The organism is Achromobacter dolens, from assembly GCF_902859745.1.
GTDB lineage: Bacteria > Pseudomonadota > Gammaproteobacteria > Burkholderiales > Burkholderiaceae_B > Achromobacter > Achromobacter dolens.
In genome coordinates, this window is sequence record NZ_CADIJW010000015.1 from 103,129 (window position 1) to 116,939 (window position 13,811).

The window sequence follows — 13,811 nt, forward strand, 5'->3', positions numbered from 1 at the left end:
AATAGCGGTCCTTTATCTTAAAGTTTATCAATGGCCTCTACGATTCGCACTGCCGCCATACCACCTCCAAAGAACTCTCTTACAGCGTCGACCGGCGGTCGCGTCGCGTTGTGAAAAGCCGCTTCTATCGAAGCTTTATCGGTTTTACCGATGGTGGCCCATTCGCGTTCCAGCAAATCATGCCAAGTATCTTGCCGGAAGAGCATCACGCAGCGACATCCGCTCCATACAGCTTCACGTGGCAAACCACCCGAGTCGGTAATAACCATATCCGCCTGCTCGAGCAATCCCAGCATCTCGAAATAAGTGATCGGGTCGATGCACTGTATGTTACCCAGCGTGCCGCCGCCGTCCTGATAGGCGCGCAAAACGGCTCGCGTACGCGGATGGACAGGGAGAACCACGGGTTTGTCCAGCGCGGCCATGCAAGAGATGATGTCGGCAAAACGGTCGGCGTTCTCCGGATCGGTGTTCTCTGGACGATGAAGAGTCGACACATGGTACTGCCCAGGTCGCAGACCCAGCTTATCCCGGATCCGCTTGCTACGCTGAGGCCAATTGCGGACGTAACAATCAAGCAGGACATCGCCTACCAACCGCGACCGCCCCCCCAGACCCTCGCGCTCCAGATTCTCCAGAGCTCGGGGAATAGGGGCGCAATTCAGTGCCGCAATATGGTCGGTCACTATGCGATTGATCTCTTCCGGGCGTCGACGATCAAAATCCCGCAAGCCTGCCTCAACGTGTACTACGGGCACGTGTACCTTCGACGCGGCTAAAGCGGCAGCCATCGTGGAGTTGGTATCGCCATCCACTAGCACAACGTCTGGTCGTTCCGTCAATATCGCACGCTCGATGCCTTCCATCATGCGGCCAGTCATCGCTGCATGCGATAGACCAGCTACTGCCAGATTTATGTCGGGCTCGGGAATACCTAATTCACGGAAAAATACCGTACTCATACCTTCATCGTAATGTTGGCCGGTATGTAAGAGTACATGCTGATGGCCACGGGTAAGCAACGCCTGCCTCAAAACGGGAACCTGCATGAACTGAGGCCGGGCACCAACGACTCTAAGTATTTTCATAATTCTTACGCCACCTGAAGACGTTGATATTCAATCAAAGCATCTGCCGTATCGCCAAAGAAAACCATTTTCCCGTGTGACATCAGAATACACTTATCACAAAACCGCTTAACCAAATCCGGGGAATGGGATGCAAACATGAAAATATGCGAATCGAATATCTGCTTTTCTAGCCTCGCTTCTGCCCGAGATTGAAAAGCAGCATCCCCCGCGCCAAATACCTCATCGATCAGTAGAACTTCAGGATCAGAAAACAAAGCCATTGCGAAGTACAAGCGCATGGACATACCAGCAGAATAAGTTCTTACCGGCAAATCGATAAAATCGCCCAATTCCGTAAATTCGGTTACCTGAGGCACCAAGTCGCGAATATGTTCCTGCGACATTCCCATCATCGCGCCGATCCGGTAGATATTTTCCATTCCGGACAGATCGGGGTCAGCACCCACGCCAAGCTCAAAGATGGTGGACACTCGGCCCTCGATACTCGATGTTCCTCGCGTCGGATGATAAATCCCCGAAATAAGGCGCATAAGAGTGCTTTTACCTGACCCATTGTGCCCAATAAGGCCTATTCTTGCCCCATCGGTAATCGAAAGGCTAATATCCGTCAGCGCAGAAACAACTCGATGACCACTGGTATTCGCACCAATCAAACCGCCGGTTCCCAGCCGCAAAATTTGATGCCTCAGTGACGTGGCTCGGGCTGAGAATATAGGAAACTCCAACGATACGTTCTGAAGAGAAATAGACGCCATTTCATATCCACAGAGATATTTTCTTACGGCAGCGGGAAAAGATAACCAATGCCACCACCCATACAAGCGAGGTCAACCCGATAACGACCGAATAATTCACGACGGTCGGCATGTGCCCAAGCAAAGGCTCGCGCACCACGGCGATAAAGTGTGTAAACGGGTTTAGCTCGGCAATGAACGCACGAGGCCCGAGGGTCGATTGGAACCATAGCACCGGCGTCAGGAAAAAGATCAAAGGCATGACTGCCTCAACAATCGGGGTGAAATCCCGGAAGCGTGCCCCGATAATCCCCAGGAGTAGAGCAGTAGCAACTGCAAACAGAAACAGCAGCGCGAGCCCGGGCAACACTAGAAACGTAGCAAGATCCACCGGCGTCTTGAATATAAGCGCAACACCGACATACACCAAACTATTATGAGCTAGCGTAATAACCAGCTTCACCGCCAAGCGCAATGGGTGAATAAACATAGGCAACGGAGCTGCGCGGATAACCGGCGCCTGTTGCACAAAACAGACCGCCCCCTCGACCATAGTCGAAACGAGGAAGTTCCATATCAAGATACCGGCAGTCAGATAAGGAAAGAATACCGAAAGATCTACTTTCCAAATCAACGACCAAAACACACCGAGGCCGGTAATGGTTATAGCCATTCCGAGCGTTATCCAAAGCGGACCAAGGATACTTCGGCGGTACTTGGAGGCAGTATCCGAAAATCCAAGGCGTATCCACACCTCGGTTCTCGATAAACTACTCGCTATATCATTATACAAACCATTCATTAATCTGTGCCCTGATTACTAATAAAGAGGCGTGACGACCCGATAGAGAGCCCCACGTGTGCTTCCATTCGGCGTTCTTCGGATTGGAGCAAGCAGCGCCTATAATTAACGCCACTTGCCCTTACCTGCTAATGGCCTTGCCTGCGAATGGAAATGCGGCGGTCGGCGAGCGGGGCATAGTGTACCCCGCTAGCACATCAACATCTACAGGCAACATCAAGGAATTGCGGTGATATCCGGCTGTGATTGCCCCCCTACGGCGTCCAAGTCCAGCCCGCCATCCGCCGCGTTGCCCCTTTCCCGGCAGACAGACGCGAACACAGCACAACCACGCAAATGCGACGCTTTCTCATGCACGGTACTTAGGCGTGAGAAAATGTGGACTACAAAAATCGGGGGCACGAAAATAATCATTTCCATTATCTCCAAATATTTCCCCTTCGCCGGCATTGCCATTTTTGACGCTTTTTTCTTGAAAAGGTCGCGGGGATTATTAGATTAAGCTGTTTTTCACGAACGGAAGAAATCCAGGGAAAAATCACCAACCTTACGATGGAGGCAGCGCTACCTGCGTTGACACCTTGGCGTTTACTTGATTTGAGTCCACAATGAATCCATAACGACGCCTGACAAGGAGACAACCATGCGCATAGCCGATGCCCAGTGGATTCCTTCAACCCAGCACCAGACCTGGGATGCGTTGACCGATCCCGCGGTGCTGCAACGTTGCATCCCCGGTTGCGTCAACGTCACGCAGCGTAGCCCCACCGAGTACGCCGTCACGCTGCGAGCCAAGATCGCCGGGCTGGACACTGACTACGAGGGCGAGATCCTGCTTTCGGACGTCGATCCCCCCAACAGTTGCACCCTGGTGTTCGAAGGCAAGGGCCGCGCCGCCTGCCTCGCTATCGGCACCGCCCAGGTCAATCTGTCGACCAAGGACCAGGGCACTCGGATCGCGTACACGGTGGCCGGGATGACTGGCGGCAAGCTCGCCGAATGCGGCGAAGGGCTGGTGCTGAAGGCTGGCGAAAAAATCATCGAGAAGTTCTTTACCGCCTTCATCGATCACATGGCAGCCCAGCCGCGGCTGGCGCCGCCCCCGCCGCCGCCCGAGCCCGAACCGCGCGGCCTGTCCAACTCACGCTGGTCCTGGGCGCTGGTCGTGCTGGTGATCGCCGTGTTCTGGAGCTACCACGCGTTTTATAAGTAAAGACCCCGGGGCGCCGGTGATATCCTAGGCGGCATGACCGCCCCGCTCCCCCCAACGCCCGCTTCGGAGCCCGCCCACTCCCGCCGCGACCTGCTGATGGGCATGGCCGGGGTGGCCGCCACCGTCGTGCTGGCGGCCTTCGACTCAACCATCATCAGCACCACCCTGCCACGCGTGGCCGAGGCCCTGAACGGCATGGCCCTGTATGCCTGGGTCGGCACGGGCTACCTGCTTGCCACCGCCGCATCCATCATGATCTTCGGCCGCCTGGGCGACATGTTCGGCCGCAAGCCGCTGATGCTGGTTTCCGTGCTGATCATCGCGCTGGGTTCGATCGCCTGCGGCTTGTCCCAGACCATGGGGCAACTGATCCTCTTTCGTACATTACAAGGCATCGGCGGCGGCATGATGATCGCCACTGCCTTCGCGGCCCCGGCCGACCTGTTCCCGGATGCCAAACAACGGGTGAAGTGGATGGCGCTGGTCTCGGCCGCTTTTGCCATGGCGAGCGGCATCGGCCCGGTGCTCGGCGGCGCCGCTACCCAGGCGCTGGGCTGGCGCGCCGCATTTTTCATTTCGCCCATCGCGGCCGCGGTCGCCCTGTTCCTGCTGGCCAAGTATTTCCCGCGCATTAAGCCGGTGCACACGGGGGAACGGCGCATCGACTGGATTGGTGCCATCCTGTTGGTGCTGGCTGTGGGCGCGCCGCTCGCGGCGCTGGAGCTGGGCTTCGCCCGGGGCGAGCATGCGCATCCGATCATGGGCTTGGCGCTGGCCGTAATCGGCGTCGGCGCCATCGCCCTGCTGATCCCGATCGAGCGACGCGTCGCCTCGCCGATTTTTCCCCTGCGCGTGCTGGCCGGTCGCGAACCGCAGCTGCTGAACCTGGCCGCCATGACCGTCGGCGCCGTGATGTTCGTGCTGATCTTCTACAGCCCCCTGCTGTTGCAGCAGGTGCTGGGCTATACCCCGAGCGAGGCTGGCCTGCTGCTGACCCCGCTGGTGGCCGCGATCTCGGTGGGCAGCATCATCAATGGCCGCCTGTTTCCCCGGCAGACGGAACCGCAGCGCCTGATGGTGTTCGGCGCCGGCCTGCTGGCGGTGGGGACGCTGATGGTGCTGCTGATTTCGCCGGGGACGTCGGCCTGGTGGATCCTGGCCGCGTTCTTCGTCAACGGCTGCGCGCTGGGCTTCCTGCTGCCCAACCTCACGCTGTTCATGCAGATGCTGAGCGAACGCCGCGACGTGGGCGTGGCCTCCGCCCTGGTGCAGACCACCCGCGCCATCGGCAGCGCGCTGGGCACCGCGGTGGTGGGCATCCTGATTTCGCACGGCACGATACTAAACGGAGTGCGCACGGGGCTGGCGCTGTGTATCGTCCTGTGCCTGATCTGTGCGGTGCTCGCGCATCGGGTCAAGATGAAAAACCTGGTCACCACCCGGGCTCAATCCTGATTCACTGCCGATCATGCGTCGTCGCGACCTGCTGGACCTTTTGCTCCTCGCTGCCGTCTGGGGCGGCTCCTTTCTGTTCATGCGCCTGGCCGTGGGCGAATTCGGACCGGTCGCGCTGATCGAATTGCGCGTCGGCCTGGCGGCCCTGTTCCTGCTGCCGGCCGCGCTGTGGCGCGGCAAGCTGCCGATCATCGCCAGGCACTGGAAAGCCATTCTGGTGGTGGGCATCTTCAATGCCGCGCTGCCGTTCCTGCTCTACGCCTATGCCGCCCAATCGCTCGGCGCGGGGTTCCTGTCCGTGGCCAATGCGGTCACCCCGGTATGGGGCGCGGTGGTCGGCTGGCTGTGGCTGAAGGATCGACTGCCATGGTCGCGCTCGCTGGGCCTGGCGATCGGTCTGCTTGGCATCGTGGTGCTGGTGTGGGACAAGCTCGACTTCCAAGCCGGCGGCACCGGCCCCGCCGTGGTGGCGGCGGTATCGGCGCCGATCTTCTACGGCATCGCGGCCAACTGGACCAAGCGTTTCCTGACCGGGGTGGACGCGCTGTCCAACGCCACCGGCAGCATGCTCGCCGCCAGCCTGGTGCTGCTGCCGCTGGCGCTGGCCACCTGGCCGCAGGCGCCGGTTTCAGCCGGGGCGTGGGGCGCCACCATCCTGCTGGCCGTTGTCTGCACCGGCGCGGCATACATCATCTTCTTCCGGCTGATCGCCAATGTGGGGCCGACCGGCGCGGTCAGCGTCACCTTCCTGGTGCCGGTCTTCGGCGTGGTCTGGGGCGCCTGGTTTCTGGACGAGGCGATCACCGCGTCCATCCTGATTGGCGCCGGCATCATCGTGGTGGGGACGGCGCTGGCGCTGGGCCTGGTTGGCGGCAAGGCCCCCGCCACAGCCGGACAGGGTCGGTGACCCCACCGCGCCGGACCGCGGTAGGGCCTAGCCAATGCGGATGCCGGGCGTGCGCGCCAGGGGCAGGCCTCGCTGGTCGTTGACCGACAGCAGCGGCGCGACCGCCGCCAACGGCCAGGCTACCCCGAGGTCAGGATCATTCCACAGCAGGCACTGCTGATGCGCCGGCTGGTAGTACGCCGTCGCCTTGTATGACACGACGGCGCGCTCGGACAGCGCCAGGAAGCCATGCGCGAAGCCTTCCGGAATCCAGAGCTGCAGCCGGTTGTCGCTGGACAAGCGCTGGGCTACCCATTGCCCGAACGTCGGCGATCCCTGGCGCACGTCCACCGCGACGTCGTAGATCTCTCCTTCGGTCACACGCAGCAACTTGCCCTGGGGATCCACCGTCTGATAGTGCAAGCCGCGCAGCACATGGCGGCGCGACTCCGACTGGTTGTCCTGGACGAAGCGCAATGGCCGCCCCACCGCGGCATCCAGCTCCGCTTGACGATAGGTCTCGAAGAAACAGCCGCGCGCATCGCGGTGCACGGCGGGTTGTATCAGCAGCACGTCGGGCAGGGTCAGGGAAGTAATGAGCATCAGAATGGAAGCCGCTTGAGCAGGCTCATCAAATAATCGCCGTAGCCGCTTTTCTGTAGCGGACGGGCCAACGCTTCCAGTTGCGCGCCATCGATCCATTGCTTGCGAAAGGCGATCTCCTCGGGACACGCCACTTTCAGACCCTGGCGGCGCTCCAGCGTGGCGATGAACTGGCTGGCCTCGAGCAGGCTGTCATGGGTGCCGGTATCCAGCCAGGCATGGCCCCGGCCCATGATCTCGACGTGCAACCGCCCCTGGTCGAGATACGCCTGGTTCAGGTCGGTGATCTCCAGTTCATTGCGGGCCGATGGCCGGATGTCGCGCGCCAGTGCGACAACCTGGTTGTCGTAGAAATACAGGCCAGTCACGGCATAGCTGGACTGCGGCACCGCCGGCTTCTCTTCAATGCGCAGTGCCTGGCCGCGGGCATCGAACTGCACCACGCCATAACGCTGAGGGTCCTGTACGTGATAGGCGAACACGGTGGCGCCTTGCCGGCGCGCATCGGCCAGCCCCAGCAGTTGCGGCAGGTCATGGCCATAGAAGAGGTTGTCGCCCAACACCAGGGCGCAGGGTGCGTCGCCGATGAAATCTGCGCCGATCAGGAAGGCCTGCGCCAACCCGTCGGGCGAGGGCTGCACTGCGTAGCGCAGGTTCAGGCCCCATCGGCTGCCGTCTCCCAGCAGATGGGCAAAGCGCGGCGCGTCGTCCGGCGTGGCGATCACCAGGATGTCGCGTATGCCAGCCAGCATCAAAGTGCTGAGCGGATAATAGATCATCGGCTTGTCGTACACGGGCATCAGTTGCTTGCTGATGGCCAGCGTCGCCGGATGCAGCCGCGTTCCGGAGCCGCCGGCGAGGATGATGCCTTTGCGCGGCGCGGACGCGCTCATGGCAGCGCATCTCCGCGCCGATGGGCGCGCGCCACGATCTCGGCGACCCATTGCGGATTGTCCAGATACCAATGCAGGGTTTTCTCGAGCCCCGATTGAAAGGTCTCGACGGGGCGCCAACCCAGTTCCCGCTGGGCCCGCGAGCTATCAATGGCGTAGCGGCGGTCATGGCCTGCCCGGTCCGCCACCATCTTGATCTGCGTCTTGTACGATGCGCCATCGACACGCGGGCGCGCCTGATCCAGCAACGCGCAGACCGCCAGCACAACCTCGAGATTGGTGCGCTCGTTGTCGCCCCCCAGGTTATAGGTCTCGCCCGGACGCCCGTGCGTCAGCACCTTGCACAGTCCACGGCAATGATCCGTCACGTAAAGCCAGTCGCGCACATGCAGGCCATCGCCATAGACCGGCAGCGGTTTGCCGGCCAGCGCGTTGTGCAGCACCAGGGGAATCAACTTTTCCGGAAACTGGCGCGGCCCGAAATTGTTGGAACAATGCGTGGTCAGCACCGGCAGGCCGTGCGTCTTGCCACAGGCGCGCACCAGGTGATCGCTGGCCGCCTTGCTGGCGGAATAGGGATTATTGGGCTGAAACGGGCTGGATTCGGTGAAGGCGGAGGCATCCGGCGACAGCGAGCCGTAGACCTCGTCGGTCGAAACATGCAGAAAGCGGAAGCCGTCGCGGGCCGGGCCGGCCAGGCCCGCCCAATACGCGCGCGCCGCCTCCAGCAGGCCATGCGTGCCGCAGATATTGCTCTGGATGAAATCCCCCGCCCCGGCAATGGAGCGGTCCACGTGCGACTCCGCCGCGAAATGCAGGATCGCGCGCGGCTGGTGCGTTTGCAGCAGACGGGTCACCAACGCGATGTCGCCGACATCGCCCACCACGAACTCATGGCGCGTGTCGTCCTTCAACCCCTCCAGGTTGTGCAGGTTGCCGGCATAGGTCAGCTTGTCCAGATTGACCACGGGCTCGCCCCCCTGCGCCAGCCAATCCAGCACAAAGTTGGAACCGATGAATCCGGCGCCGCCGGTGACGAGAATGCTCATTGCATAGTGTTCGAATGAAGGCGACGCCTTCCGATCCGGCAGTTTACCGCCGCGGCCGCCAGCTCAATACTTATCCGACGTCCCCGTCAACGCCACCCCGATCCGCAGCAACGTATAAGACGCCGCATCCACCCACCGCCGCACCCATCCCCGCCGTTGATACTCCAGCGGACGGATGAAGCGCCCGCCTTCCTGGATCGCCGCTTCCAGCCGCTCCTGCAGGTCCCAGGCAAACGGCTGGTCATCGACCACCACATTCGCCTCGCGCGCCAGTAGCAGGCTGAACGGATCCAGGTTGGACGAGCCGACCGTGGCGACGTTGTCGATCACCGCCACCTTGGCATGCAGATAGCTCGGCATGTACTCATAGATCTCGATGCCATCGCGCAGCAACTGGTCATACAGCGAGCGCGTGGCGTGGTACTGCATGCGGTATTCAACCTTGCCCTGCAGCAGCAGCCGCACGCGCACGCCGCGCGCGGCGGCCTTGGCCAGGGCGCGGCGGAACTGGCGGCCGGGAAAGAAATAGGCGTTGGCGATGAGGATGTCGCGCCGCGCCTGGGTAATGCCGTAGAGATAGGCGCGTTCGAAGGTCTGGCGAAAGCGCAGGTTGTCCCGCAGCACCAGCGCGGCGCGCAGGGTGCCACAGGGCGCCACCGGCGCGTGGCTGGGCTTGGTCAGCCGCATGCGGCTCCAGTCGCGCGGATGGCGCCGCAAGCGGGCCCAGTTCAGGCGCACCCATAGCAGGTCCTGCGCGTAGGCCGCCTCGGTTACCAGCGGGCCGCGCACCTGGACCGCGAAATCGAAGCGCGGCGCCGAGATGCCATCGGTGGGATCGAGATCGTCGTAGTCGTCGATGATGTTGATGCCGCCGATGAAGGCAATGCTGCCATCGACGATGGTGACCTTGCGGTGCAGGCGCCGCAGGCGACTGCGCGAGGGAATGAACTTCGCGAACCAGCGCGGCTCGGGACGGAAGATGCGGCATTGCGCCCCCGCGCCGGTCAAGCGCTCACGCAGGGTATCCGCGGTCTCGGCCGCGCCGAAGCCGTCGAGCACCACGCGCACCTTGACGCCGCGCGCGGCCGCCGCCATCAGACAGTCCAGCACCTTCAGGCCGGTGCGATCCAGCATGAAGATGTAGGTTTCCAGATGCACGCTGGATTGCGCCGCGTCGATAGCCTGGCACAGCGCCGGGAAAAAGTCGGCGCCGTTCTGCAGCAGCCGGATGTCGTTGCCGTCGGTCCACTCCAGCCTGACCCCCTGGGCCTTCACGGGAGTTCCAGCTCGGCCAGCAAGGGGGAATGATCGGACAGCCGCGCCCATTCGCGGCCGCGCAGCACGCGCGCGCTGCGCACGGCGAAGCCGCGCTGGTAGATGCGGTCCAGGCGGAACCAGGGAAACACGGCGGGAAAGGTGCGCGGCGGCGGCAGCAACAGGGGGGAACTGCCGTCCATGCCCAGTTGGTTGGTGCGTTCCAGCACGGACACGCCGCTGTTGGGCAGGCCGCGCAGGGCATTGCCCAGGCGCCTGACCGAATCGCGCAGGCGCGGCAATTCGCCGCCATGGCTGCGCGGGGCGTGCGAAAACACCTCGTACAGGCCCAACTGCTGCACGAACAGCGGCGCCAGCCGGTCGCCCCAGTCGTTGAAATCGCCCGCGATCAGGATCGGCTCGCCATCGGGCACCATTCGTCGGATGCGCTCGGTCAGCGCCAGGATCTGGCGGCTGCGGCTGCCGGCGAACAGGCCCAGGTGCACCACGAAGCAATGCACCGCACGGCCGTCGAGTTCGATGGTCGCGTGCAGTAGTCCGCGTTGTTCCAGGCGATGATCCGAGATGTCCTGGTTTTCGTGGTCGAGGATGGGAAAGCGCGACAACAGGGCATTGCCGTGGTCGGTGGCGCTGCGGATCGCGTTGCGGCCGTAGGCCACGTCCAGCTTGAGCGCGGCGGCCAGCGACTCGTGCTGGGCGTCGAGCAGCGATTTCTGCTCGTTGCGGCCCTGCACTTCCTGCAGGAAGACCAGGTCGGGGCGCAGGCCGTAAAGGCCCAGGCGCAGTTCGTTCAACGAGTCGCGACGACCCAGCGCCGAGCGACCTTTATGGATGTTGTAGCTGACGACACGAATGAGCGACATGGAGGAGATGGCGCCTTCTCAAGACAGTGAAACCGCCAACCGAGGCCCACAAAAAAGAGTCCCGGCAAGCACCCGCCAACCCAGGCGGCGTTTGCCAGATTACTCCAATTCCATGAACCCTTCCCACCTCGGAGACACCCTGAAACGCAGCGAACGGGCCCGGCGCGGCTCAGAGGCGCATCCGCTCAGGCAAAGCCCCGCACCCGGGACGCCCCCAAGCCGAGCACACACAAGGCAAGCAGAAAAACGCCACAAACCCGAGACACCATCCCTAGCCAGGCCGCCGGGATCCGGCTCCGCCGGTCCCGCGCGGCGCCCCCTTGAGGGGGAGCGCCGCAGGCGCTCGGGGGTGGGCCTACTTCGGCTCTGCGTTGCGCAGGCGGATGTGCAGCTCGCGCAGTTGCTTCTCGTCGACTTCCGACGGCGCCTGGGTCAGCAGATCCTGGGCGCGCTGGGTCTTCGGGAAAGCGATCACGTCGCGGATCGATTCGGCGCCGGTCATCATCGTGACGATGCGGTCCAGGCCGAAGGCGATGCCGCCGTGCGGAGGCGCGCCGTACTGCAGCGCGTCCAGCAGGTAGCCGAACTTCTCGCGGGCTTCCTCGGCGCCGATCTTGAGCGCGCGGAACACCTTGCTCTGCACTTCCTCGCGGTGGATACGGACCGAGCCGCCGCCGATTTCCCAGCCGTTCAGGACCATGTCGTAGGCCTTGGCGAACGCCTTGCTGGGATCGGTCTCGAGGAAGTCCTCGTGGCCGTCCTTGGGGCTGGTGAAGGGGTGATGCGCGGCGGTGTAGCGGCCGTCTTCCTCGTCGTATTCGAACATCGGGAAGTCGACCACCCACAGCGGCATCCAGCCCGCGGTGAACAGGCCGGTCTTCTTGCCGAATTCGCTGTGGCCGATCTTCACGCGCAGCGCGCCGATGGCGTCGTTGACGACCTTCTCGCGGTCGGCGCCGAAGAAAATGATGTCGCCGTCCTGCGCGCCGGTGCGCTTGACCAGTTCGGCCAGGGCGGCGTCATGCAGGTTCTTGACGATGGGCGATTGCAGGCCGTCGCGGCCCTTGGCCACTTCGTTGACCTTGATGTAGGCCAGGCCCTTGGCGCCGTAGATGCCGACGAACTGGGTGTAGGCGTCGATCTCGCTGCGCGACATCTCGGCGCCGCCGGGCACGCGCAAGGCGACCACACGGCTGCCGGGCGCCGTGGCGGCGGCGGCGAACACCTTGAAGTCCACGTCGCGCATGACGTCGGTCATGTCGGTGAATTCGAGCTGCACGCGCAGGTCGGGCTTGTCCGAACCGTAGCGACGCATCGCTTCGGTCCAGGTCATGATGGGGAACGGGTTGGCCAGGTCGACGCCCTGCACCACCTTGAACACGTGGCGGATCATGTTCTCGAAGATCTCGCGGATCTCGAGCTCGTTCAGGAACGAGGTTTCGCAGTCGATCTGGGTGAATTCAGGCTGGCGGTCGGCGCGCAGGTCTTCGTCGCGGAAGCACTTGGTGATCTGGTAGTAGCGGTCAAAGCCCGACACCATCAGCATCTGCTTGAACAACTGCGGCGACTGCGGCAACGCGAAGAAGTGGCCGGCGTTGACGCGCGAGGGCACCAGGTAGTCGCGCGCGCCTTCGGGCGTGCTCTTGGCCAGCATCGGGGTTTCGATGTCGATGAAGCCCAACTGGTCCAGGAACTTGCGGGTTTCGATCGAGACGCGATAGCGCAGCATCAGGTTGCGCTGCATCTGCGGGCGGCGCAGGTCCAGCACGCGGTGCGTCAGTCGGGTGGTTTCCGACAGGTTGTCATCGTCCAACTGGAACGGCGGCGTGACCGACGCGTTCAGGATCTCGACTTCCTTGCACAGCACTTCGATTTCGCCTGAGGCCAGCTCGGCGTTGGCGGTGCCCGCCGGACGCTCGCGCACCAGGCCGGTGACGCGGATGCAGAACTCGTTGCGCAGGCGCTCGGCGGTGGCGAAGGCGGCGTTATCCGGATCGAACACGATCTGCGCCAGGCCCGCGCGGTCGCGCAAGTCGATGAAGATGACCCCGCCGTGGTCGCGGCGGCGGTTCACCCAGCCATACAGGGTGACGGTCTGGCCGAGATGGTCGCGGCAAACCTGGCCGGTGTAGCAGGTACGCATCGGGATAACTCCGTTGTGTGCTTGGTAGTAGCGTAAAGGGTTACAGGTCGACGCCCGGCGCGCGCTGCGCGTCCGGCGTCGGAGAGAGCGGCGCCGGCCGGGCGCCCGGCACGGCCGGACCCGGGGCGACGACGCCCATGGAAACGATGTACTTCAAGGCCGCGTCCACGCTCATCTGCAGGTCCACCGTGTCGGCACGGGGCACCATCAGGAAGAAGCCGGACGTGGGATTCGGCGTGGTCGGCACGTACACGCTGATGTGGTCGCCGGGCAGGCGCTCGGCCACTTCGCCGCTGGGCGTGCCGGTGACGAATGCGATGGTCCAGCTACCGGCGCGCGGATACTGCACCAGCACCGCACGGCGAAACGCCTGGCCGTTCGGGGCGAGCACGGTGTCGCTGACCTGCTTGACCGAGTTGTAGATCGAGCGCACCAGGGGGATGCGGCCCAGCAGGCTTTCCCACTGGTCCACCATGGTGCGGCCGATCAGGTTGGCCGCGAAAATGCCCGTCAGCAGCACCACCACGATGACCAGGACGAAGCGGAAGCCGGGAATGTCGACGCCGAACAGCGATTCGGACGACAGAAAGCCAGGCACGAACCCTTCGAGGGTGGCGACCAGCAGACCCAGCACCCACACCGTGATGACCAGGGGAACCCAGATCAGCAGGCCGGTGATGAAGTACTTTTTGATGACGCGCATACGCATCGCGCGGTTACTCAGGAGGCGGTGGACGGCCCCGCGGCGGGCGCGGGGGCAGCGGCGGGCGCCGCCGGTGCGCTGGCGGCCGGCGCGGCGCTTTC

The 13,811-nt window shown here is 63.0% G+C and carries 13 protein-coding genes; 3 read left to right on the plus strand and 10 right to left on the minus strand.

Annotated elements, in window-relative coordinates:
• Positions 1 to 17: 17 nt before the first annotated feature.
• Genes wecB through HV783_RS13760 form a run of 3 tightly spaced genes read right to left on the minus strand, consistent with a single transcriptional unit; the run spans position 18 to position 2,627 of the window.
• Positions 18 to 1,088 carry a non-hydrolyzing UDP-N-acetylglucosamine 2-epimerase gene (gene wecB / locus HV783_RS13750; RefSeq protein WP_302477800.1) on the minus strand — a complete coding sequence of 357 codons (1,071 nt, stop codon included), beginning with the start codon at positions 1,086 to 1,088 and terminating at the stop codon, positions 18 to 20.
• Between the two features lie 5 nt (positions 1,089 to 1,093).
• A complete protein-coding gene (locus HV783_RS13755; protein ID WP_175189324.1) occupies positions 1,094 to 1,846 on the minus strand; it encodes an ABC transporter ATP-binding protein in 753 nt (250 codons plus the stop codon).
• A gap of 1 nt (position 1,847) precedes the next feature.
• Complete coding sequence (locus HV783_RS13760) at positions 1,848 to 2,627, minus strand: ABC transporter permease (RefSeq protein WP_302477801.1); 780 nt, start codon at positions 2,625 to 2,627, stop codon at positions 1,848 to 1,850.
• Between the two features lie 643 nt (positions 2,628 to 3,270).
• On the opposite strand from HV783_RS13760, the gene HV783_RS13765 reads away from it, so the two are divergent.
• The 3 genes from HV783_RS13765 to HV783_RS13775 all read left to right on the plus strand — a co-directional run bounded on the left by HV783_RS13765 (position 3,271) and on the right by HV783_RS13775 (position 6,202).
• Positions 3,271 to 3,840, plus strand: coding sequence for an SRPBCC family protein (locus tag HV783_RS13765; RefSeq protein ID WP_054500281.1), 570 nt, complete (start codon positions 3,271 to 3,273; stop codon positions 3,838 to 3,840).
• Between the two features lie 96 nt (positions 3,841 to 3,936).
• Positions 3,937 to 5,295, plus strand: coding sequence for an MFS transporter (locus HV783_RS13770; RefSeq protein ID WP_175189331.1), 1,359 nt, complete (start codon positions 3,937 to 3,939; stop codon positions 5,293 to 5,295).
• 13 nt (positions 5,296 to 5,308) lie between these two features.
• The gene (locus tag HV783_RS13775; RefSeq protein ID WP_175189326.1) at positions 5,309 to 6,202 is read left to right on the plus strand and encodes a DMT family transporter; all 894 of its coding nucleotides are present in this window, start codon (positions 5,309 to 5,311) and stop codon (positions 6,200 to 6,202) included.
• 27 nt (positions 6,203 to 6,229) lie between these two features.
• Here HV783_RS13775 and rfbC read toward each other — a convergent pair whose 3' ends face one another.
• The 7 genes from rfbC to HV783_RS13810 form a co-directional block, all read right to left on the minus strand.
• The gene (gene rfbC / locus HV783_RS13780) at positions 6,230 to 6,784 is read right to left on the minus strand and encodes a dTDP-4-dehydrorhamnose 3,5-epimerase (RefSeq protein WP_054500278.1); all 555 of its coding nucleotides are present in this window, start codon (positions 6,782 to 6,784) and stop codon (positions 6,230 to 6,232) included.
• On the minus strand, positions 6,784 to 7,677 hold the full coding sequence (gene rfbA, locus HV783_RS13785; RefSeq protein WP_054500277.1) for a glucose-1-phosphate thymidylyltransferase RfbA: 894 nt from the start codon (positions 7,675 to 7,677) through the stop codon (positions 6,784 to 6,786). The genes rfbC and rfbA overlap by 1 nt, the downstream gene beginning before the upstream one ends.
• Positions 7,674 to 8,726 carry a dTDP-glucose 4,6-dehydratase gene (gene rfbB, locus HV783_RS13790; protein WP_175189327.1) on the minus strand — a complete coding sequence of 351 codons (1,053 nt, stop codon included), beginning with the start codon at positions 8,724 to 8,726 and terminating at the stop codon, positions 7,674 to 7,676. The genes rfbA and rfbB overlap by 4 nt, the downstream gene beginning before the upstream one ends.
• A 63-nt stretch (positions 8,727 to 8,789) precedes the next feature.
• On the minus strand, positions 8,790 to 10,001 hold the full coding sequence (clsB, locus tag HV783_RS13795) for a cardiolipin synthase ClsB (RefSeq protein WP_054500275.1): 1,212 nt from the start codon (positions 9,999 to 10,001) through the stop codon (positions 8,790 to 8,792).
• Positions 9,998 to 10,864 (minus strand): endonuclease/exonuclease/phosphatase family protein, encoded by an 867-nt coding sequence (locus HV783_RS13800; RefSeq protein WP_054500274.1) that lies wholly within the window; start codon positions 10,862 to 10,864, stop codon positions 9,998 to 10,000. Before HV783_RS13800 ends, clsB begins: the two co-directional genes overlap by 4 nt.
• A gap of 355 nt (positions 10,865 to 11,219) precedes the next feature.
• The gene (gene aspS, locus HV783_RS13805; protein WP_049077151.1) at positions 11,220 to 13,007 is read right to left on the minus strand and encodes an aspartate--tRNA ligase; all 1,788 of its coding nucleotides are present in this window, start codon (positions 13,005 to 13,007) and stop codon (positions 11,220 to 11,222) included.
• Positions 13,008 to 13,047: 40 nt separating this feature from the next.
• The gene (locus HV783_RS13810; RefSeq protein ID WP_054500273.1) at positions 13,048 to 13,710 is read right to left on the minus strand and encodes a DUF502 domain-containing protein; all 663 of its coding nucleotides are present in this window, start codon (positions 13,708 to 13,710) and stop codon (positions 13,048 to 13,050) included.
• Positions 13,711 to 13,811: the final 101 nt, after the last annotated feature.

What these genes read in the sequence shown, in the direction of transcription:
- rfbA (WP_054500277.1), bottom strand. Translation starts at nt 7,677, where the DNA reads ATGAGCGCGTCCGCGCCGCGCAAAGGCATCATCCTCGCCGGCGGCTCC.
- HV783_RS13755 (WP_175189324.1), bottom strand. Translation starts at nt 1,846, where the DNA reads ATGGCGTCTATTTCTCTTCAGAACGTATCGTTGGAGTTTCCTATATTC.
- aspS (WP_049077151.1), bottom strand. Translation starts at nt 13,007, where the DNA reads ATGCGTACCTGCTACACCGGCCAGGTTTGCCGCGACCATCTCGGCCAG.
- HV783_RS13760 (WP_302477801.1), bottom strand. Translation starts at nt 2,627, where the DNA reads ATGAATGGTTTGTATAATGATATAGCGAGTAGTTTATCGAGAACCGAG.
- rfbC (WP_054500278.1), bottom strand. Translation starts at nt 6,784, where the DNA reads ATGCTCATTACTTCCCTGACCCTGCCCGACGTGCTGCTGATACAACCC.
- HV783_RS13770 (WP_175189331.1), top strand. Translation starts at nt 3,937, where the DNA reads ATGGGCATGGCCGGGGTGGCCGCCACCGTCGTGCTGGCGGCCTTCGAC.
- HV783_RS13800 (WP_054500274.1), bottom strand. Translation starts at nt 10,864, where the DNA reads ATGTCGCTCATTCGTGTCGTCAGCTACAACATCCATAAAGGTCGCTCG.
- rfbB (WP_175189327.1), bottom strand. Translation starts at nt 8,726, where the DNA reads ATGAGCATTCTCGTCACCGGCGGCGCCGGATTCATCGGTTCCAACTTT.
- HV783_RS13810 (WP_054500273.1), bottom strand. Translation starts at nt 13,710, where the DNA reads ATGCGCGTCATCAAAAAGTACTTCATCACCGGCCTGCTGATCTGGGTT.
- wecB (WP_302477800.1), bottom strand. Translation starts at nt 1,088, where the DNA reads ATGAAAATACTTAGAGTCGTTGGTGCCCGGCCTCAGTTCATGCAGGTT.
- HV783_RS13775 (WP_175189326.1), top strand. Translation starts at nt 5,309, where the DNA reads ATGCGTCGTCGCGACCTGCTGGACCTTTTGCTCCTCGCTGCCGTCTGG.
- HV783_RS13765 (WP_054500281.1), top strand. Translation starts at nt 3,271, where the DNA reads ATGCGCATAGCCGATGCCCAGTGGATTCCTTCAACCCAGCACCAGACC.